14 protein-coding genes are annotated in these 20205 nt (G+C 72.3%); 5 read left to right on the forward strand and 9 right to left on the reverse strand.

What is annotated here, in order from left to right:
- Positions 1–317: 317 nt before the first annotated feature.
- Together BM396_RS00135 and treZ are read right to left on the reverse strand one after the other, a co-directional pair.
- Positions 318–5219 (reverse strand): malto-oligosyltrehalose synthase, encoded by a 4902-nt coding sequence (locus BM396_RS00135; protein WP_043379724.1) that lies wholly within the window; start codon positions 5217–5219, stop codon positions 318–320.
- On the reverse strand, positions 5216–7021 hold the full coding sequence (gene treZ, locus BM396_RS00140) for a malto-oligosyltrehalose trehalohydrolase (RefSeq protein ID WP_043379847.1): 1806 nt from the start codon (positions 7019–7021) through the stop codon (positions 5216–5218). Before treZ ends, BM396_RS00135 begins: the two co-directional genes overlap by 4 nt.
- Before the next feature lie 234 nt (positions 7022–7255).
- Here treZ and BM396_RS00145 point away from each other — a divergent pair, with 234 nt between their 5' ends.
- On the forward strand, positions 7256–8155 hold the full coding sequence (locus BM396_RS00145; protein WP_078946935.1) for a lipase family protein: 900 nt from the start codon (positions 7256–7258) through the stop codon (positions 8153–8155).
- A gap of 24 nt (positions 8156–8179) precedes the next feature.
- Here BM396_RS00145 and BM396_RS00150 read toward each other — a convergent pair whose 3' ends face one another.
- Complete coding sequence (locus BM396_RS00150) at positions 8180–8455, reverse strand: YiaA/YiaB family inner membrane protein (RefSeq protein WP_043357650.1); 276 nt, start codon at positions 8453–8455, stop codon at positions 8180–8182.
- 48 nt (positions 8456–8503) lie between these two features.
- Positions 8504–9190, reverse strand: a complete 687-nt coding sequence (locus BM396_RS00155) for a PspA/IM30 family protein (protein WP_043357652.1) — start codon at positions 9188–9190, stop codon at positions 8504–8506.
- Positions 9191–9297: 107 nt separating this feature from the next.
- Here BM396_RS00155 and BM396_RS00160 point away from each other — a divergent pair, with 107 nt between their 5' ends.
- Positions 9298–9924 (forward strand): TetR/AcrR family transcriptional regulator, encoded by a 627-nt coding sequence (locus tag BM396_RS00160; RefSeq protein ID WP_051975950.1) that lies wholly within the window; start codon positions 9298–9300, stop codon positions 9922–9924.
- A gap of 222 nt (positions 9925–10146) precedes the next feature.
- Complete coding sequence (locus BM396_RS00165; RefSeq protein WP_051975949.1) at positions 10147–11187, forward strand: ABC transporter substrate-binding protein; 1041 nt, start codon at positions 10147–10149, stop codon at positions 11185–11187.
- Between the two features lie 22 nt (positions 11188–11209).
- Here the strand turns inward: BM396_RS00165 and BM396_RS00170 are convergent, their stop codons facing one another.
- On the reverse strand, positions 11210–12787 hold the full coding sequence (locus BM396_RS00170) for a DHA2 family efflux MFS transporter permease subunit (RefSeq protein WP_043357661.1): 1578 nt from the start codon (positions 12785–12787) through the stop codon (positions 11210–11212).
- Complete coding sequence (locus tag BM396_RS00175) at positions 12784–14037, reverse strand: HlyD family secretion protein (protein ID WP_043379719.1); 1254 nt, start codon at positions 14035–14037, stop codon at positions 12784–12786. Before BM396_RS00175 ends, BM396_RS00170 begins: the two co-directional genes overlap by 4 nt.
- A 77-nt stretch (positions 14038–14114) precedes the next feature.
- On the opposite strand from BM396_RS00175, the gene BM396_RS00180 reads away from it, so the two are divergent.
- Together BM396_RS00180 and BM396_RS00185 are read left to right on the forward strand one after the other, a co-directional pair.
- Positions 14115–14789: a TetR/AcrR family transcriptional regulator gene (locus BM396_RS00180; RefSeq protein WP_051044827.1), complete on the forward strand. Its 675-nt coding sequence runs from the start codon at positions 14115–14117 to the stop codon at positions 14787–14789.
- 201 nt (positions 14790–14990) lie between these two features.
- Positions 14991–15701: a DUF1013 domain-containing protein gene (locus BM396_RS00185; protein ID WP_043352024.1), complete on the forward strand. Its 711-nt coding sequence runs from the start codon at positions 14991–14993 to the stop codon at positions 15699–15701.
- A gap of 150 nt (positions 15702–15851) precedes the next feature.
- Here BM396_RS00185 and BM396_RS00190 read toward each other — a convergent pair whose 3' ends face one another.
- From BM396_RS00190 to BM396_RS00200, 3 genes are all read right to left on the reverse strand, one after another.
- On the reverse strand, positions 15852–17201 hold the full coding sequence (locus BM396_RS00190) for an MFS transporter (protein WP_043379718.1): 1350 nt from the start codon (positions 17199–17201) through the stop codon (positions 15852–15854).
- Between the two features lie 157 nt (positions 17202–17358).
- Positions 17359–18384 (reverse strand): histone deacetylase family protein, encoded by a 1026-nt coding sequence (locus BM396_RS00195; protein ID WP_043379716.1) that lies wholly within the window; start codon positions 18382–18384, stop codon positions 17359–17361.
- 9 nt (positions 18385–18393) lie between these two features.
- Positions 18394–19797: an HD domain-containing phosphohydrolase gene (locus BM396_RS00200; RefSeq protein ID WP_051975948.1), complete on the reverse strand. Its 1404-nt coding sequence runs from the start codon at positions 19795–19797 to the stop codon at positions 18394–18396.
- Positions 19798–20205 lie beyond the last annotated feature (408 nt).

Here is a 20205-nt window from a genome sequence, read left to right on the forward strand (position 1 = left end):
CTTCGCGTGGGACGGCGGGGATTGTCAGGTCCGCGCCGTCCGCCTCTCAGCAGATTCGCATGACAGGACCGCGAGGGACCTGCCGACATGGTCTTCGTGGCAGGGACGGACCCGCGCACGCTCCCTCCCGCCGCTGCGGGGAAGGGTGGTCCCCGAAGTCCCGTGACGGGGGCGCGACGGTGCCGGAGAAGGCGGCGGCCTTCATGCCGGCTCCGCCCTTTTCGGAAGCCGGGTTCCCCGCTCCCGACCCGGCCTGACGGCCGGCCCACCCTCCCCCGCGGAGGGGGGAGGACGATCCACGGATCCGGCCGCTCCCCTCACGGCTCCCGCCGCAGCACCGCGTAGGGCAGATCCCGCAGGAGTTCGCCGAGATCGGCCCCCTCCCCCGCCACGATCCGCCCCGAGGCGAGGTCGCGCCAGCGGGTCCCCGCTCCGAGATCGACCCGGGTCCCATTAAAGGCCTCACCCGGCCAGACCGCCTCCCCGACGAAGCCCGCCACCAGCCGCGGTACCGCCACGAACAGGTCGCCGCCCTCCTGGCCGGGGTCGGTCCGACGGTAGGCGATCACGTGCCCGGCCCGCGCGCCGGTGGCCGGGACGGGTTCGTAGGCGGCGCTCGCGTAGAAGTCCGGTCGCTCGGCCCGCTCGGCCAGAAGCGCCGCGAGGGTCGCCTGCTTGACCCGCCCGTCCGGCCAGTGCGCCAGCAGCTCCGCGGGCACGCCGCCCTGGTCCAGCATCCGCCCCAGGGCCGGGTAGTCCACCGGGCGGCGGTTGTCGGGATCGACGAAGGAGAAGTCCCAGATCTCCGTGCCCTGGTAGGTGTCGGGCAGGCCCGGCAGGGTGCATTTCAGGACCGTCCGGCCGAGGCTCGCCAGCATGCCGAGATGGGCGAGCCGCCGGGCGAAGGGCCGGAGCTGCGCCAGGAAGTCCGAGCCCGGGGCGATCAGCGCGGTGAACAGCTTCTTGACCGCGCCCTCGTAGACCGCGTCGACATTGACCCAGCTCGACCGGCGCTTGCCCTCGCGCATGGCCTTCTCGCCGTAGGCGATCAGCCGGTCGCGGAAATCCTCGATCGCCCCGGCCTCGTCCCGCTCCAGCAGCTCCAGCGGCCAGGCGCCCAGAATGGCCTGGAAGAACATCCACTGGTCGTTGGCGTCGGGAGCCGGCTCGCCGTCGATGCGGGCGAGGTGCGGGCCGGCGGTGCGCTGCCACAGGTCCCAGGCCTTGGCCCATTCCTCCGGGATCTCCGAGAGGGCGAGCAGCCGCGTGCGGGCATCCTCGCCCCGCTTGGTGTCGTGGGTCGCCGTGGTGATCATGGCGCTCGGCCAGTCCCGGGCGCGGGCGATCTGGAGGTCGTGGAAGTGCTCCGCGTCGATCCCGTACTCGCCCGGATCGCCCCCGACCTCGTTGAGGCCGAGCAGGCACGCGTAGCGGTAGAACAGCGTGTCCTCCAGGCTCTTGGCCATGACCGGGCCGGTGAGCTGCTGGAACCGGCGGCGGAAGCGCAAGGCAACCCGCGGATCCGGCCGGCCCGCCCCGGCGGTCTCGATCCGGCCGAGCAGGACGTCGGCGGCGAAGTCGTGGACCGAGCGGTCCGGCAGGCTCGACCAGCGCTTGGCCTTGGCGACGGCGCCCTCGATCAGGCGCACGTCCTCGGGCTCGACCTCGCCCTCCTCCAGCTCCGGCGGCAGGTAGCTCCGGTAGGTCGGGAAGCGCGCGATGATCTCGATCAGCGCCCGGCGGAGCGCGTTGACGGTGAAGTCGCGGGTCCGCCGGTCGGAATCGGCCACCTCCTTGAGGTCGGTGGTCAGCACCTCCAGCTCGCTCGCGAAGCTGATCTCCAGGATCTCGGCCTTGGCGGCACGGAGCTGGAAGCCGTAGGGCTCGTCGAAGCCCGTGGCCCAGGTGTAGAGGCGCTCGACCTTGCCGCGCTTCCCCTTGTCGACCAGGATCCCGTCGAGCTGGTTGAGCACGTCGTAGCCCGTGGTCCCGGCCACCGGCCAGGGCCGCAGCCGCTCCCCGGGCTCCAGGATTTTCTCCACGACCACGTAGAAGCCCGGCCCGACCGCCGCCTGGAGCGCCCTTGCGTAGCCCAGCGGGTCGGCCAGCCCGTCGATATGGTCGATGCGCAAGCCGTCGATCCGGCCCTCGCGGATGTGCCGGAACACGGTTTCGTGCGAGCGGTGGAAGATGTCGGACAGCTCGACCCGCAGGCCGGCGAGCGAGTTCACGTCGAAGAAGCGGCGGTAGTTGATGTCGCTCGACGCCACCCGCCAATGGGCGAGCCGGTAGGCCTGCGCCTCCAGCAGCCGGTGCAGCGGCCCGAAACTGTCCGGGCGGCCCTTGAAGCCGTTGAGCAGGGCCAGCGTGCTGGCGGTGGCCTCCTGGATCAGCGGCGAGACGCCGTGGATCTCGGCGAGCCGGCGCTTCAGCCCCTCGGCCTCCTCGGGGAAGCCTTTGCGGCGGGTCTCGTCGGTGTCGATCGCCATAGCCCGCAGGCGCTCGGAGATGGCGAGCAGCTCCGCGGTGGTGTCGTCGTCCACCGCCCCGATGGCGGCGATCACCCGGTTGAGGATGGTCGGGTAGCTCAGCGGCCGGATCGGCAGCTGGTGCTCGTAGTGCCAGACGCTGAAGGCGCCCTTCTCGGGATCGAATTTGAGCACCAGGGTGCCCTGCTCCAGGGCCTCGCCGTAGCGCTCGCCCAGGAACGGGATCACGAGGTTGCGCCCGGCCCCGAGCCGCTGCCAGTCGATGTCGAAGGCGTCGGCGAAGGGCGAGAGCGAGCCCCATTCGAGCACCGAGAGCCACCACGGGTTGTCGGACCCGCCGACGCCCATGTGGTTCGGGACGATGTCGAGGAGCAGCTTGATCCCGTGGGCGTGGAGCGTCTCGGAGAGCTGGACGAAGCCCGCCTCGCCGCCGAGTTCCGGGTTGATCGCCCCGTGATCGACGATGTCGTAGCCGTGGGTCGAGCCGGGCCGTGCCGTCTGGAGCGGCGAGGCGTAGACGTGGCTGATCCCGAGCCGATGCAGGTAGGGGACGATCCGGCCGGCATCCGCGAAGGTGAAGTCCTTGTGGAACTGCAGCCGGTAGGTCGAGCGCGGCGGCGGCGCGGCGAGCCGCGCGGCCCCCGAGCGCGGTCCCCGTGCCTCCGCCGACAGGGCGGCGGCCAGCTTGGCCAGCGGCCCGCCGGGGGCGGCGATGTCCGCCAGCTCCCGGTCGAGCTTGCGCCGCCAGTTCGGGTAGCCCTCGGTGGAGCCCGGCACGTTGGCCTGGGCGAGTTCGGAGACCACGTCCTCGTACTGCACGGCGGTCAGCATCGAGGGCGCCCGGGCGAGGTAGCGGGCGGCGGCCTCGAAGGGCGCGGCATCCGGGGGCTCGGCCGAGGGGAGCAGCTGCTCGCCGGCCAGCGCCTCGGCGAGGCGGCGGCGCTCGACGACGCGCTCGGCCCGCTCGCTCTCGGCCCGCTCCTGGTCGTAGAGGCCGAGCGACTGGCGGGTGTCGGTGTCGACCCCGCGCCACCAGCCCACGAAGGTCGGCAGGTCGTGGGTGGTGATGGCGGTGAGCGCGTCGCGCGGATAGGCCGACGGCGCCTTGAACCGTCCGTCGCCTTCCCGCTCGAAGGCGAGGATCCGGTAGCTCAGCACCCCGGCCCGCATCAGCGCGTCCGAGAAGCCCTCCGGGGCGGTGCCGAGATCCTCCGCGATGACGAGGCACTTGTTGCGGTGGCTCTCCAGCCGCAGCACCGCCAGCATCGGCTCGAACGGCATGGCCACGTAGGCCCCGGCCTGGGCGCCCGCGCCCAGCGGGATCAGGAACAGGCGGGCGAGCTGGAAGGCGTGGTCGATCCGGATCGCGCCGGCATGGCGCATGTTGGCCTGGACCAGGGTCCGGAAGGCGGCGAGCCCGTCGCGCTCCATCTCCAGCGGGTCGAAGGCCGGCAGGCCCCAGTTCTGGCCCTTGGGCGCCAGCAGATCCGGCGGCGCGCCGATCGACACCTTGTCGGCGAACCGCTCGGGATGGGACCAGATCTCGGAGCCGCCCCGGTCGGCGCCGACCGCGAGGTCGCGGTACAGCCCGACCCGCATGCCGGCGCCCAGAGCCGCCGCGGAGGCCTCTTCGAGCTGCCGGTCGGCGAGGTATTGCAGCCAGGCGTGATAGCCGACCGCCTCGGCATGCTCCGCCGCGAAGGCCCGCACCGCCTCCGTGCCGGCCCGGCGGTACGCGTCCGGCCAGTCGCCCAGCCAATGCGCGCCCTGCCCCCGGAAATGCTCCGACAGGGCCTCGAACAGGGCGTGGGATTCGAGATCCTCGCCGCCCGCCTGCCGGAAGCGCGCGAAATCCGCGTCCGTGCCGGCCCGGGCGGGGGAGTCCTCCCAGAGGGTCCGGAGCACCGGGTCGAGCACGTCGTGCACGCCCTGGTGGTCGACCAGCGCCGCCTCGCGGAGCGCCGTGATCGCGTCCGCGCGCGCATCGAGCAGCGCCTCGGCCCGGGAGCCGGCGAGCCCCGGCAGGCTGCGCGGGGCGATGAACAGCGTCTCCAGGAACAGGCGCGAGGAGGGCGAGTAGGGGGAGATCTTGGTCCGGTCGGAACCGAACAGGGCGTGGACCGGGCTGAGCCCTAAGAACGCCGCCCCGCGCAGGGCCGCCTCGCGGGCGGCCTCGCCGGCATCCGCGTAGGTGCCGATGCCGATATTGGTCGCCGAGCGCAGGCCGTAGAGCTGGGCGGCGAGCCCCCAATCGGAGGCCCCCTCATCCGTGTAGGGGCGCGGGCGCCAGCAGCGCTGCGGCGCGGCGATCACCCAGGCCTCGGTGCGGCTCTGGCCGGCCTGCACGATGAGGCGGTGATAGCCCGGGGTCAGCGGCGGCAGCTCGAAGCCGGGATCGGACCCTTGCGGGTTGGCCCGTCCCTCCCGGGCGGTGCCGCGCTCGTCGACGAGGCGCCAGACCAGGGTGTGGGGCGCCCCGTCCTGCAGCCGGACCGGAACGCGGGCGGCCCGGCGGGCCTCCACCGGCAGGAGCGGCGGGATCAGGCCGCGGCGCAGGCGCTCGACCTCGGCGAGGCTCCCGGCGATCGACGCCTCGTCCTGGACCGCGAAGCCCAGGGCCGCCAGCAGGCCGCGGCGCACCGCCAGCGGCGTCTCGACGGGCTTGCCGAAGGCGTCGGTGTAGCCGGCGGCGACGCCGACGAGGTCGGCGAGTCTTTCGAGGGGGCTCACGCGTGGGACTCCGTCAGGAACACGCCCGTCCAGGACGGGAGATCGCGTCCGGCCCCGTCGGGGGCGTTGGTCCAGACCGGCCGGGCACCGCCCGGATCGACCGCGAAGGCCTCGGTCCCGACATTGGCGACGAAGCGCAGGGTGCCGGCGCCGAAGCGCCACGTGCAGTCGACCACGTCGGCGCGCGGCATCGTGGCGGCGGCGCCGTCATAGCCGGACTTCGCCAGCGCCACGACCACGTCGCGGCGCAGCCCCAGGAGGCGCGTCGTCTCCGCCAGCACCTCGCGGTGGGGCGAGCGCTCCCGCTCGGACCAGTCGAGCTTCGAGGCCGCGAAGGTCTCGCGCTCGGTCGGGTCGGGGATCTTGGAGGTGTCGTCCGCGAACGCCGCGAAGCTCTTGAACTCCCGGCGGCGGCCGTCGCGGACCGCCTTGTTCAGGTCCTCGTCCGGCGCGAAGTCGACGAAGAACAGGAACGGCGCCGAGGCCGACCATTCCTCGCCCATCCAGAGCATCGGGATCTGCGGCGCCAGCAGGAGCCCGGCCCGGGCGAGATCGAGTTTCTTCGGATCCGCGAGGTGGTTCAACCGCTCGCCCAGCGCCCGGTTGCCGACCTGATCGTGGTTCTGGAGGAAGGTCACGAAGGCCGAGGGCGGCAGGTGCCCGGAGGGCTCGCCGCGCGGATGGTTGTCGAGCGTGGCGAACGGTTCGCCCTGATACGCGAAACCCTCCGCGAGGCAGCGGGCGAGGTGCGCGACCGGTTTGTCGGCAAAGCTTTTATAGTAGCCGGCGTCCTCGCCCGTGAGCAGGACGTGCCAGCAATGGTGCAGGTCGTCGGCCCACTGGGCATCGTGCATCTTCGGGCGCCCGGCGGCGTCCCGCTCCAGCCAGCGGGCCTGGTTGGCCTCGTTCTCCAGCATCAGGTGGATCTGACGGTCCGGAAAGGTCTTCCGGACCGTCTCGCCGAGCTCGGCCAGGAAATGACGGGGCGAATCGTCGAGGATCGCGTGGACGGCGTCGAAGCGCAGGCCGTCGAAGCGGTATTCCTCCAGCCAGTAGAGGGCGTTCTGGATGAAGAACTGGCGCACGGTGGCGCCGCTCTCCTTGCCGTCGAAGTTGATGCCCGCGCCCCAGGGGGTCTGGTGGCGCTCGGTGAAGAAGGTCTTGGCGTAGGCGTGGAGGTAGTTCCCGGCCGGACCGAAGTGATTGTAGACCGCGTCGAGATAGACCATCAGCCCGAGCCCGTGGGCGGCGTCGATCAGGCGCTTGAGGTCGTCCGGGCGGCCATAGGCGCCGTCGGGGGCGTAGGGCTGGACGCCGTCGTAGCCCCAGTTGCGCGCGCCCTTGAAGTCGGCGAGCGGCAGCAGCTCGATGGCGGTGACGCCGAGCGCCTTGAGGTCGGGCAGCCGGGCCTGCAGGCCGGCATAGGTGCCCTCCGGCGTCGCGGTGCCGACATGGCACTCGTAGATCACCGCCTCCTCGAAGGGCCGCCCGGTCCAGTCCGCGTCGGACCACGCGAAGGCCCGCGGGTCGATCACCTCGCTGAGGCCCGAGACGTCGTCCGGCTGGAAGCGGGAGGCGGGATCGGGCACCACGAGGTCGCCGTCGATGCGGAAGCCGTAGCGGGCGCCGGGCTTCACCCCGGGCAGGACGGTGCGGCGCCAGCCGCCGCCGGATTCCGGCAGCGGGTGATCGGCGCCGTCGACGACGAGCGCGACGCTCTTGGCGGTGGGTGCCCAGAGGGCGAAGCGGACGCCGCCCTCGACCATCTCGGCCCCGAAATCCATGCTGTGGGCGCGCCGCATCGGGCCACCGTCCTCGTCATTGGCCGCGCGCACCGGGATGCAAGCGCGGCAGGATCATCTGTCGTGGGAGAAGGCCCCGGGCCCGATCCGGTTCCCGCAGCGCAGCTATGGCGGAGCGGCCGGGTGGCAATGGGTCGACGACTGGGTCGACGAACGGGTTGACGCGCGGGGGCGACGGGCGCGCGGAAACTAAGCCGCAGTTCCGTCCGTGCGGGGCGGCCCTATCTTGAGCCGCTGGCATTCGCGTCGGTCTGGGAGCGGACACTGGGTCGGGCGCACATCATCGGCATCCACGGGCTCGCCAACAAGCCGCCCCGGGATGAGAAGGCCGCCTGGTGGCGCGCCGCGATCCGCGAGGGGCTCGACCGCAATCGCGGGCTCCGGGTGGCGGAGGCCGACCTGCCCTTCACCTTCGTCTACTGGGCGGACCTGCGCTACCCGCAGCCGCTCGCGGGCGACCGCAACCGCGAGCCCTACCGCCCCGATCACGGCCTCGGGCCGTTCCCCTCCCCGGCGGGGGAGCCGGACCGCGCCGAGCCGACCCTCACCGACCGGATCTATCGCGGCCTGTCGCACCTGCAGGAGGCCGCCGGGCTGACGCCGGTGGATGACCTGATCCTGGAATACCGTCTCGACGATCTCTGGGGCTACCACGAGGACGCGGCCTTCCGGGCGGCGGCGCGGGCGCGCCTGCGCGACGTCCTGGCGGCGGCCGCGGCGGATACCGTGCTGATCGCCGCGCACTCGATGGGCGGCCTGATCGCCTACGACGTTCTGCGCGCCGCCGAGGCGGAGGGGACGCCGATGCCCCGCTGCGCCCTGGTCACCCTCGGCGCGCCCCTCGGCCTCGCCGAGCTGAAGCTGAAGCTCGCCGACGCGCACGGCGACCTCCGGGTGCCGGCGGCGCTCACCGCCTGGACCAACCTGATGGACCGCCAGGACATCGCCACGGTGGGCGACGACCTCGCGGCCCTCTACGCGCCGAATGCCGCCGGCGTGCGCGTGCGGGACGTGCCGGTGATCAACGCCTACCGGAGGCCGGACGGCGCCGAGAACCGGCACAAATCCTACGGCTACCTGCGGACCCCGGAATTCTCCCGGGTGGTCGCCGCGTTCCTGGAGGCTGCGGACTGAGCGGCGCCGACCTCGGGGATCGGCTCAGAGCCGGCCCGGCACCGCCTCCCGCAGGACGCGCTCGGTGGCGGCGTCCTCGATCTTGTTGATCAGCCGTTTCGCCTCGTGCTCGTCGCGCAGGGTCTTGGCCAGGGTGAAGGTCGTGCCCGTGAGGAACAGCGACGCCATGGCGAGGTAGCCCTTGATCCAGATATCCGCGGGCAGGAAGAAGATGCCGATCGTCAGCATGGCGGCGGCGGCGGCGAAGCTGACCAGCGTGAAGGTCTTCCAGGCGCCGGTATGGGGCATCTGCGGTGTCATGGTGCGGTCTCCTGAGGAAGGATCGGACGGGGGTTCGTGCGGCGCCGGTCAGGCCCCGGCCCTGAGGCGGTCCAGCACCGCCCGCGGGTCCGTGCGGGGGCGGCCGTAGCCCGCCGCCTCGAGATCGGCCTCGATCCCGCCCGCGGTCCCGGCCTCGAGATCGGCCTCGAGCTCGGTCAGCGCGGCGGCGACGTCCGCCTCGGCCGCCTGCCGCTCGCGCAGGCGCGCCAGCGTCCGCTCGGCCTCCCCGAGGGCCCCCGCCGACAGGGTCGTGACCCGGCGGCCCTCGAGGCCGGCCCGCCGCAGCGCCTCGGTGGTGCGGGCGGTCTGGAGCCCGCGGTCGAGATCCCGCAGCCGCTCGCCGCCCTGGGCGACGAGGCGCTTCAGCCGCTCGACCTCGGCGGCGAAGCGTTCGGCGGCGGCCCGGCGGTCGGCCCGCTCGTCCTCCAGCGCGGCGATGTGGATCGCCGCCCCGGTCCCGAGATCCTCGCGGCCGTCGGCCAGCGCCCGCCGCGCCCCGTCCGACAGGGTGTCGATGCGGGTCCCGATGGCGTCGAGGGCGCGCATCTCGGCGGCGTGGTAGGCCAGGGCGACGGCCAGTTCCCGCCGGGCGGCCGCCAGGGCTCCGGCGGCCTCCCGGATCTGCTGGCGCAGGATCGTCACGGCATGGGCGTCGTGGATCGCCTGGGCGTTGTCGGCGATTACGCCGCGCATCAGGAAGGAGAGGGTCCTCATCACGGTTCACCTCGCGAAGAACGACGGGCCGGATCGCATCCGTAATTTATTGAACGTCGTTCATGAAACAGGTAAAACACGCGGCGCGCCGCGTCGCAAGGGATAAAATGAACGAGGTTCATAAAAAAGTGCGCGGACGGCCGCGGAAGGAGCCGGGCGACCGCGCGGCGGATCGCCGGGCCCTGATCGAAGCCGCGGTGGCGATCTTGAACGCGGGCGGCGCGGCGGCGCTGACCGCCCGCGGCGTCGCGGAGCAGGCCGGCACGGCGGTGGGCTCGGTCTACACGCAGTTCGACAGCCTGGAAGTGCTGCGGCTGGAGGCCAACGCCGTCACCATGCGGCGGCTCCGGGACGCCCTCACGGAGGCGCTGGCGGCCTGTCCGTCGCGGGGGACGGAGGCGCGGCTCCTGTGCCTGGCCGATGCGTATCTCGCCTTCGCGGCGGGGCACCATGCCGCCTGGGCGGCGATCTTCGAGCGCCGCACCGTGGCGGCGCCGGATTCGGTGCAGGCCGACATCGCGGCCCTGTTCGGGATCCTGGAGGGGGTGCTGCGCGACGGCGGCCGCCTCGCCGAGGCGGAGATCCCCGTGATGGCGCGGGCGCTGTGGTCCAGCGTCCACGGCATGACCTATCTCGCCGATCTCGGCAGCCTCGGGCCCCTCGGCGTGGACGACGTGCGGCCGATGATCGACGCGCTGGTGCGGGCGGCGGTCCGGGGCTTCTCGGCGGGCTGAGTGCCCGCGACGGTGGCGGCCCCGGCGCGGGCGCTGCGTCCGGCGGTGCGGAGCCTGCCCGATCGTCGGCCGCGCCGGTCGCGCATCGGGGGACGTTGCCGCGCCGGAATCGGCGGATCGGGGCGGCGGGGCCTTGCGCGCGCCGACCCGAACCTGTCCACTCGCGCCCAACGACACATCCGGATCGGACACGAATCCGCCGGGGTCACAGGGAGATGCGTCATGGTGGGTACGTCGCGGACGGGCGCGTTGCTGCTGGGCTGCCGCCGGCTCCTGCGGGCAGGACCGGCCCTCCTGCTGGCCGGGCTGGCGCTCGCCTCCCCCGCCCGGGCCGACGACGCCAAGGTGCGGATCAGCCGGCAGCCGGGCTTCGTCTACCTGCCCGCCGTCCTCGCCGAGCAGCACAAGCTGATCGAGAAGCACGCCAAGGCCGCCGGCCTCGGGGACGTCGCGGTGGAGTGGGTCAACCTGACGAGCGGTGCCGCCGGCAACGACGCGCTGCTCTCGGGCAATATCGACATCGTCGACAGCGGCTCCACCAACATGCTGCTGCTCAACGACCGGACGCGGGGCGACGTGAAGGGCCTGTGCGGCGTCGGCACCACGCCGATGCTGCTGCTCACCCGCAACCCGGACGTGAAGACCCTCGGCGACTTCTCCGGCAAGGACAAGATCGCCCTGCCCTCCGTGAAGGTCTCCTCGCAGGCGGTGCTGCTCCAGATCGCCGCCAAGAAGGCCTTCGGGCCCGAGAACGCCACCAAGCTCGACCCGCTCACCGTCCAGCTCGGCCATCCCGACGCGGTGGCGGCGCTGGCGAGCCCGCACAACGAGATCAACAGCCACTTCTCGCTGCCGCCGTTCCAGCAGCGCGAGCTGCAGGATCCGGCGATCCACACGGTGCTGAACTCCTTCGAACTCGTCGGCGAGCCGGTGAGCAACGCGATCCTCTACGCCCGGACCGGCTGGTACACCCGAAACCCCAAGCTCGCCGCCGCCATCGTGGCTGCGATCGACGAGGCCAATGCCGCGATCGCCCGGGACCCGCTCCAGGCCGCCAAGGATTACGTCGCGGCCACCAACGAGAAGACGCCCCCCGAGACCCTGGTCGCGATCATGAAGGAGCCGGGCACGAACTTCTCCACCACCCCCTACGGGATCATGCTCCAGGCCCGGCACTTCTACGCGATGAAGACCATCAAGGCCGAGCCCAAGGACTGGAAGGACACGTTCTTCCCGATCGTCCACAACCTGCCGGGGAAGTAGCCCCCGGCGTCGCATCGGCCCGTCAATGCGCCTCCACCGGCCCGGCGGCGCGCTGGGGCTTCTTGAGGATCGCCACCACGGCGAGGCTCGCCACGAGGCTCACCCCCACCAGCCAGAACCCGTCCGCGTAGGCCATGACGGTGGCCTCGCGGCGGACCTGTTGCGCCAGCATGCCCAGAGCCGCGCCCTTGGCGGCCAGCGGGTCGGCGATGCGGGCGTGCATCCCGGCGGCGAGCGCCGCGAGCCGGTCCTGGGTGCGGGTCGCGTTGACGGTGATCGCCTCCGCCAGCACCGAGAAGTGGAAGTGCTCACGCCGGTCGATCATGGTCGACAGCAGGGCGATGCCGATCGAGCCGCCGAGGTTGCGCATCATGTTGGACAGCGCCGAGGCGTCGGCGGTGTCGCGCGGGCCGAGGCCCACGGTGGAGAGCTGCGAGAGCGGGATCGTGAAAAGCGGCTGGCCGATGGCCCGCATGAGCTGCGGCAGGATCAGCTGGTCGGCGCCGACATCGTGGGTCAGGCCGACATTGATCCAGCAGCTCGCGATGAAGAACAGCGTCCCGGTGACCACGAGCAGCCGGGCGTCGACGGCGCGCATGAGCAGGGGCATCATCGGGAACAGGACCAGCTGCGGCAGGCCCGACCACATCACCACGGTGCCGATCTGCTCGGCATTGTAGCCCTGGATCTGCGCGCAATAGACCGGGATGATGTAGATCGACCCGAACGACACCGCGCCCAGCACGGTCATCAGCACGCAGGCGCCCCCGACCGAGCGGTTGGCCAGGACCCGCAGGTTGATGAAGGGCTTGGCCGCCGTCAGCTCGCGGACGATGAAGCCGGTGATCCCGGCGACGGCCAGCCAGCTCGCCTCGACGATCACGGGCGAGCCGAACCAGTCCTTGCGCTGCCCCTCCTCCAGCACGAAGGTCAGGGCCGGCAGCCCGGTCGCCATCAGGCCGATGCCGATCCAGTCGCCCTTGAGCAACTCGCCCCAGCGGGCGGGCGCGGCCTCGAAGGCGCCGAGCTGGATCGCCGCGGCGATCGGCCCGAAGATCAGGTTCAGGTAGAAGATGTAGTGCCAGGACAGGTTGTCGGTGAGCCAGCCGCCCACCGTCGGGCCAATGGCCGGCGCGAAGGTCGCCGTCAGGCCGAACAGCGCGATGCCCACCGCCTGCTGGCTCTTCGGCAGCCGCGTGCGCACGATCACGATGGCGGTGGGGATCAGCACGCCGCCGGTGAAGCCCTGGCCCGCCCGGAACAGGATCATCTGGCTCAAGCTGGTCGAGAGCGCGCAGGCCAGCGAGAAGGCGGTGAACAGCAGGGTGTTCACCGCGAGGTAGCGGCGCAGGCCGATCACCGAGGACAGCCAGCCGGTGAGCGGGATCACGATGATCTCGGCCATCAGGTAGGCGGTGGAGATCCAGCTCCCCTCCTCGGTGGAGGCGCCGAGCGCCCCCTGGATGTCGGCGAGCGAGGCGTTGGTGATCTGGATGTCGAGGATCGCCGTGAAGGCGCCGAGGATCGCGCCGAACACGGCGAGCCAGTCCCGGGCGCTCGCCTTTGCCTCGGGCCCGGCCACGGCCGGCACGGGGCTCATCGGGGCAGGGCCTCGCTGACCAGCGCCGGGGCGGGCTTCGGCCTGCGGCGGGCGGGATCCACCGGCTCCACCGGGTCGGCGGTGTGGACCGTCGCCTCCACCGACAGGCCGGGGCGCAGGCGGCCGACGAGCGGGTCGGCGGGATCGAGGGCGACGCGCACGGGCACGCGCTGCACCACCTTGGTGAAGTTGCCGGTGGCGTTCTCCGGGGGCAGCAGCGCGAATTGCGAGCCGGTGCCCGGGGAGAAGCTCTCGATCCGGCCCTCGAATGCATGGTCGCCGAAGGCGTCGACCGTGACGGTGACGCGCTGGCCCTCGACCATGTGCCCGGTCTGGGTCTCCTTGAAGTTCGCCACGAGGTAGATGTCGCGGCCCATCGGCACGAGGGTCAGGAGCCCGGTGCCGGGGGAGACCACCTGCCCGATCCGCAGCGCCCGGTCGCCGGCCACGCCGTCGATCGGCGCCAGGATGGTGGCGTAGCTGAGGTCGAGCTTCACCCCCTCGACCTTCGCCCGCGCCCCTTCGAGGCTCGCCCGGGTGCTGGCCTCCAGGGCCTTCAGGCTGTCGATCTGCTTCTGCGCGGCGTCGAGCGCGGCGGCGGACTTGTCGCGGGCGGCGTGGCGCTGGCGCAGGTCGGCATCCGCCTGCTGCTGGCGCTGCACCGTGCCGGAGCCGGTCTGCAGCAGGTTCTGGTAGCGGGTGTATTCCTGCTGCGCGAAGGTCAGCGCGGCCTCGGCATTGGCGAGGTCGGCCCGCGACGAGGCGACCTGCGCCTGCTGCTGGATGATCGCGGCGGCGACGCCCAGGACCTGCGCCTTGTCCTTCTCGACCTCGGCCTCGGCCTGCTTGAGCTGGACCCGGTAGGACCGATCGTCGAGGCGGGCGATGACGTCCCCGGCCTTGACCGGCTGGTTGTCGCCGACCCGCACCTCCGCGACGGTGCCGGCGATGCGCGGGGCCACCGTCACCTTGTCGGACTGGAGATAGGCGTCGTCGGTCACCTCGAGGAAGCGGCCGACGGTCCACCAGTGCCAGCCGTAGGTTCCGGCGCCGCCCAGCGCGAGAACTCCGAGGAGGGGCAGCACGATCCGCGCGCGGCGGCGACGCGGTGCCGATGCGGAGGCCGGCGCAGGGACCTGGGCCGGGGTCTGGGTCTGGGCCGGGACCGCGGCGGCGGCGACCGGGGCGAGCGCCGGGGCACCCGCGACCGGGTCGGCACTCTTGAAGCTGTCGCTGCGACGTGCGTCCATCGGGTCTGGCCAGAATCAAAACGGTACGGTATCGTTTTGATAATGCGCGGGACGGCTTCGGGCAAGGAGAATCGCGGGTGACGGTCACGGAGATCGCGGGAGCGGAGGCGGGACAGCGGCGGGGCGGCCGGCCGACGCGCGCGGAGGCGGTCCGGCGCGAGGCGCACCTGATCGCCGTGGCGACCACCCTGTTCCTGGAGCGCGGCTTCGACGCCACCTCCATCGACGCGGTGGCCGAGGCCGCCGGGATGAGCAAGCCGACGGTCTATGCCCGCTACCGCGACAAGCGGGCCCTGTTCGAGGCGGTCCTGCGCGAGCGGATCGCCGCGTGGCTGGCGCCGCTCTCCGCCGCCGCCGAGGCCCAGGCCGCGCAGGGCGGGAGCGACGACGTCGAGACCGCCCTGCAGGATCTCAGCCGCACCCTGCTGGCCCACGGGCAGTCGCCGGGGGCGGCCATGCTCAAGCGCAACCTCGTGGCCCAGGCCCTGCAGTTTCCCGAACTGGCGCGGCTGGCCCACGAGGAGGGCTGGCTGCGGGGCGTGCGCGCCGTGGCGCAGCTGCTCGACGCCTTCGCCCGGCGCGGCCGGATCGCCGTGGCGGATCCCGAGATCGCGGCCGACCTGTTCCTCAGCCTCGTCCTGGGCCGGTCGTCCCAGGCGGCCCTCTACGGCATCGCCACCGATCCGGAGACGCAGGAGCGGCGGCGGCAGGCGGCGGTGCGGCTGTTCCTCGACGGGGTGCGGCCGCGCTGAGGGGCGGCCGGTCGTCCCGGCCCCCGGTGAATCCGCAGGCGGGCTCTCCGAACCGCCGAACCCGTGATTGCGCCCCTCCCCGCCCGGGCCTATAGTGCCTCATCCCCATTCGACAGCGTGAGACGGGACATCCGGATCGGTCATCCGGAGCCCGCGGCCCGATGCCCGGCCCCCGTCCCGCCAGGCCGGAGCACGAGAGACATGTCCCAGGGTCCGCTGATGCCCAAGGCGACCGCCGTCTGGCTGGTCGAGAACACCTCGCTGGCCTTCGAGCAGATCGCCGATTTCTGCAAGCTGCACCCGCTGGAGGTGAAGGGCATCGCCGACGGCGAGGTCGCGGCCGGCATCAAGGGGCTCGACCCGGTCTCCACCGGCCAGCTGACCCGCGACGAGATCGAGAAGGCCCAGAAGGCGCCGCACTACAAGCTGAAGCCGGCCGTCTCGAAGGTGAAGCTGCCGGAGGTGAAGCGCACCACCAAGGGCCCGCGCTACACCCCCCTCTCCCGCCGCCAGGACCGGCCGAACGCCATCCTGTGGCTGCTGCGCAACCACCCGGAGCTGAAGGATTCGCAGATCATCCGGCTGGTGGGCACCACCAAGTCGACGATCCAGCAGATCCGCGAGCGCACCCACTGGAACTCGGGCTCGCTCCAGCCGATGGACCCGGTGACCCTCGGGCTCACCACCCAGATCAACCTCGACTTCGAGGTCCAGCGCGCGGCGGCCGACCGCCCGGCCGCGGTGGCGGCCGAATCCGGCGCCTCGCTGCTGCCGACGGAGGTCTCCACGGCCCGCGAGGCGGACGAGCGGGAGCACGCGGACGATCACGGCGGCCGCGAGGAGCGGCTCGATGCCGATTCGGTCTTCGCCAAGCTCAAGGGCCGGCACCACGACGAGGACGACGAGGACTAGGACCGGCCTCCGCCCTGCCCCCTGGGCCGGGCGGGCCCAAGGCGGCCTGCGCAGGATCCGGCCCCCGCTCCACCGGAGTCGGGGGCCGCTTTGCGTCTGGCCGGGCCCGGGACCGCCGGCCGCCGGCGGGGCGGGACCCGGCGGATCGATCTATTCCGGCAGCGGCCGGCCCCGCGTCTCCGGCATGAACCACGGCACCACGAGGCCGATCACGTAGACGCTCGACAGGGTCAGAGCCGCCGCGGCGACGCCCCCGAAGGCGGTCACGATCTGCCCGGCGAGGATCGGGAAGATCCAGGCGATCAGCCGCGCGCCGTTGAAGACCACGCTCGCCGCCGTCGCCCGCACCGCCGGGGTGAACAGCTCCGCGAGGTAGATCGCCATCCACGAGAAGGCGAAGCCCAGGGTGAAGAACCCGTTCAGGAAGGCGAGCCCCATGAACGGCACCAGCCCGCCGGTCCAGAGGTAGCAGGCGAGCGACGTGACGATGCAGCCGACATAGGTGACGAGCAGGAAGGCGCGGCGGCCGATCGCGTCGGCCACGAAGCCCGAGATCACGTAGGCGGTGATCGCCCCGACATTGTAGATGATGCCCATGCGCGGGCCCCAGAGGTTGGCCGGCTCGCCCGCGGCCTTGGCCAGCCCCTCCGTGTAGGCCGGCAGCCAGGACGAGACCGCCCACCAGCCCACCGTGGTGGCGAACGACATGGCGGTGGCCAGCAGCACCCGCCGCCGGCTCTCCGGCTCCCGAAAGATCTCCGCCAGGGTGAAGGGGCGTTGCGCGGCCCGCGGGGCGTGGCCGGCATCCTCCGCGGTGGCGGCCCAGCGCTGCGCCTTGAGCGCCTGCATCCACTGCTCGGATTCCTCCAGCGCCCGCCGCAGGTACAGGCAGACGAAGGCCGGCAGGGCACCCAGCGCGAACAGGATCCGCCAGGATTCCGGGCCCAGGGGCTCGGTGGCCGCGAGCACGGCCCACACGATGGCGGCCAGCACCGCGCCGCCGCCGAAGCCCGATTGCAGGAAGCCGCAGCCCTTCGGCCGCGCCCGGTTCGGCCAGGTCTCGGCCACCAGGGCGATGCCGGTGGACCATTCCGAGCCGATGGCGAGCCCCGTGATGAACCGCAGGATCGCGAGCTGCGTGAAGCTCCCGGCGAAGGCGGTCAGCCCGGTGAAGACCGCGTAGCCGAGGATCGAGATCATCATCATGCGCTTGCGGCCGATATAGTCGGCCGCGATCCCGCCCATGAGGCCGCCGATCCCCCAGCCGAGCAGCGTGATGCCGATGGCGAGCCCCACGTAGGAGGCCGGCGCCTGGGCCTGCTCGGGGGTGAGGATCGAGGCCAGCGCCGGACGCAGGGCGTAGACCAGGGCCACCGCCTCGTAGCCGTCGAAGATCCAGCCGAGATAGCTGCCCCACAGGATCCGCCAGTGGCGCCGGGTGAGACCCGCGTACCACGGAGCGCTGGCCGCCTCGCCTAAGCCCACCTCGCCCGCGCCCATCGTCCGTTCCTCCCGCCCGGGACGCGTCGGCGGCGCCCGCCCCGCCCTGATAGGTCGGTTGTGGCATCGGGTCGACCACATCCGGGTAGCCGATCCGGCGCCCCGGCGATCACGATCGCATCACGCCTGCACCGCGGGGGCGGACGCGATGCGGGGCTCAGCGCGCGGCGTCGAAGGCCGCGAGAAAGGCCGCGAGGTTGTCCGGCAGGGCCGCGCAGAGGTAGCCGCCCTCCTGCACCAGGGCCGTGGGCAGCCCGGCCCGGGCGATCCGCTCCGCGGCCCCGACGAATCCCGCCCGGGTCACCGCGAGGGCGCCGATCGGGTCGTCCGCGGCGGCGTCGAGGCCCAGCGCCACCACGAGGGCCCGGGGCCGGTGCGCGGCCACAGCCGCGAGACCCGCCTCCAGGGCCTCGAGCCAGGGCGCGTCCCCCGAGCCCGGCGGCAGCGGCAGGTTGCGGTTGAACCCCGCCCCCGCCCCGGTCCCGGTCTCGTCGGCGTAGCCGGCGAAGAACGGGAAGTAGTCGGACGGGTCGGCATGGACCGAGACCGTCAGTACGTCGGCGCGGGCGTAGAAGATCCCCTGCGTGCCGTTGCCGTGATGGACGTCGATGTCGAGGATCGCCACCGGGCCGCCGGTGGCGGCGCGCATCCGCTCGGCCGCGATGGCGCTGTTGTTGAGGAAGCAGAAGCCGCCGGCGGACTCCGCATAGGCGTGGTGGCCGGGCGGGCGGCACAGGGCGTAGGCGTGTCCCGCCGCGAGGGCCGAGTCGGCGGCCGCGACCGCGCATTGCGCCGACCCGTAGACCGCCGCCCAGGTGCCGGCGCGGATCGGCGTCGAGGTGTCGGCGGTGTAGAGGCCCAGCCGCCCGAGGAGGCCGGCGGGCCTCCGGTGCATCTGCGGCCGGGCGAAGGATCCGGTCAGGATCTCGTCGCCGATGTCGGGGATCTCGCCCCGGCGCGCCCAGGCCTCGGCCAGGAACGCCACGTAGTCCGGATCGTGCACCGCCCGGATCGGGTCGAGGCCGTGATCGGCCGGTTCGCCGAGGTCGTGGCCGCCCCGCAGGGCCGCGTCGTGCAGGATCGCGTAGCGGGCGGCCTGCTCGGGATGCGGGATCGGCGTGCCGCGCCGCAGGTAGCGTTCGGGATCGTGCCGGCCTGAATCGGGCGTGTGGAAGATGCGCATGCCGGAAGGTTAGGGGCTCCCGGGGGATGCGTCATCCGCCCGGCCCGCGCTCAGATGAGGTAGACGGTGCCGTCCGCGCGGAACACCTTGGGGCATTTCGCCCCGTCGACCAGGCGCCGGGCCGCGTCCAGGGAGATCCGGCGGGCCAGGGCGATCTCCGGCAGCGTCTTCCAGGTCGTGGTCATGGTGCGGCTCCGTCCGTGATCCGTGCGAGTCCGCGATCAACGGCGCAGACGAGCCCGGGTTCACCGATGGCGTCAGGAGCGCCTCGGGGCTGCTGACGCGCCATCCCGCCGGGGCCGGCGACGGGGCGGCGACCTCGCGGAGCAGGGTCGGCACCCGCGCCCAGGGTTCGGTGACCGGCCCCGCATTCGGCCGCATCCCCGCCCGGTTCTGCCCGCCGGCGATGCGGATGTCCGGGAAGCGCGCGCAGAAGGCCTCCACGCAGGCCGGGTCGAAGTGGCGGCCGCTGTCGGCGCGGATGCAGTCCAGGGCCGCGTCGAAGGGCAGCGCAGCCTTGTAGGGCCGCGCGGTGGTCAGGGCGTCGAACACGTCCGCCACCGCGACGATCCGGGCCGAGAGGGGAATCGCGGCGCCGACGAGCCCGTGCGGGTAGCCGCCGCCGTCCCATTTCTCATGGTGAAACTCGGCGATCTCGGCGGCCAGCCGGATCAGTTCGGAGGCGCTCCCGCCCAGGATGCGCCGGCCGATCGCCGGATGCGTCTTGATCAGGTCGAACTCGTCCCGGTCGAGCCGGCCGGGCTTGAGCAGGACGCCGTCCGGGATGCCGACCTTGCCGACATCGTGCAGGGGCGCCGCGAGATAGAGGTTGCGGCAGAAATCCGGCGCCAGCCCGAGCCCCTCGGCGACGATCTGGCTGTAGCGGGCCACCCGCCATGTGTGATCGCCGGTGTCGTTGTCGCGGTACTCGACCGCCAGCGCCAGGCGGAAGATGATCTCCTCCTCGCGCTCGCGCATGTGGCGCAGGGCGGCCTCCACCGCGCCGTCGAGCCAAGCCGCCTGCTCGGCGAGCCGCCGCACCGCCCGGGCGAGCCGGATCATGTTGCGCAGCCGGACGGTGAGTTCGACGCCCTGCATGGACTTGTCGAGGAAATCGGTCGCCCCCGCCTCCAGGGCGGCGAGCCGCACCGCGTCCGAGATGTCGCTCGTGATCATCACGATCGGCACCTGCGCGTAATGCGGGATGGTCCGCATCTGCCGGATGAAGGCGATCCCGTCGATGCCGGGCATGTGGCAGTCGACCAGGACGATATCGAAGGCCCGCATCCGCGCCTCGACCATCGCGGCGACCGGGTCGCCGTGATCGGTGACGGACATGTCGGGCTTGGCCTCCAGCAGGCGGCGGAGGCGCATCCGCATGGTGGCGCTGTCGTCGACGAGGAGCGCGTCCATCAGCGGTGCCCGGACCGGTTCGCGGGCGTATTGGAGCCGGAGCGCCGCAGGCGATCGCGGGACGGCCGGTCGATCCAATGTTCTGACGCAGAAGCCATCGTCGCGAAGCCTTGCAAGACTATTCGATGATCATTGAGACATGCGGCGTTAACGTCCGGTAAATCTGAATTGAAACAGGATTGCTGATATTTGCAGAATTATTGACTTTTGCGAGGGCCATATTTGGATTGTTCCGAAATTGACCCGGATTTTCTAAGTCGATAGACCGGTGAAATCGCGCGCTATACCGTGCCGGATACCTCGGGACTGGTCCGTCTCTGCCCGGGACCGGCGCGCCCGGCCGTTCCTGCAGCGCCCCCTGGGCTCGGGCTCGGGCCGATGCCGGGGCGCGGCCGGTGGGAATTCCTG

The sequence above is a fragment of the Methylobacterium sp. UNCCL125 genome (assembly GCF_900116795.1).
Taxonomy (GTDB): domain Bacteria; phylum Pseudomonadota; class Alphaproteobacteria; order Rhizobiales; family Beijerinckiaceae; genus Methylobacterium; species Methylobacterium fujisawaense.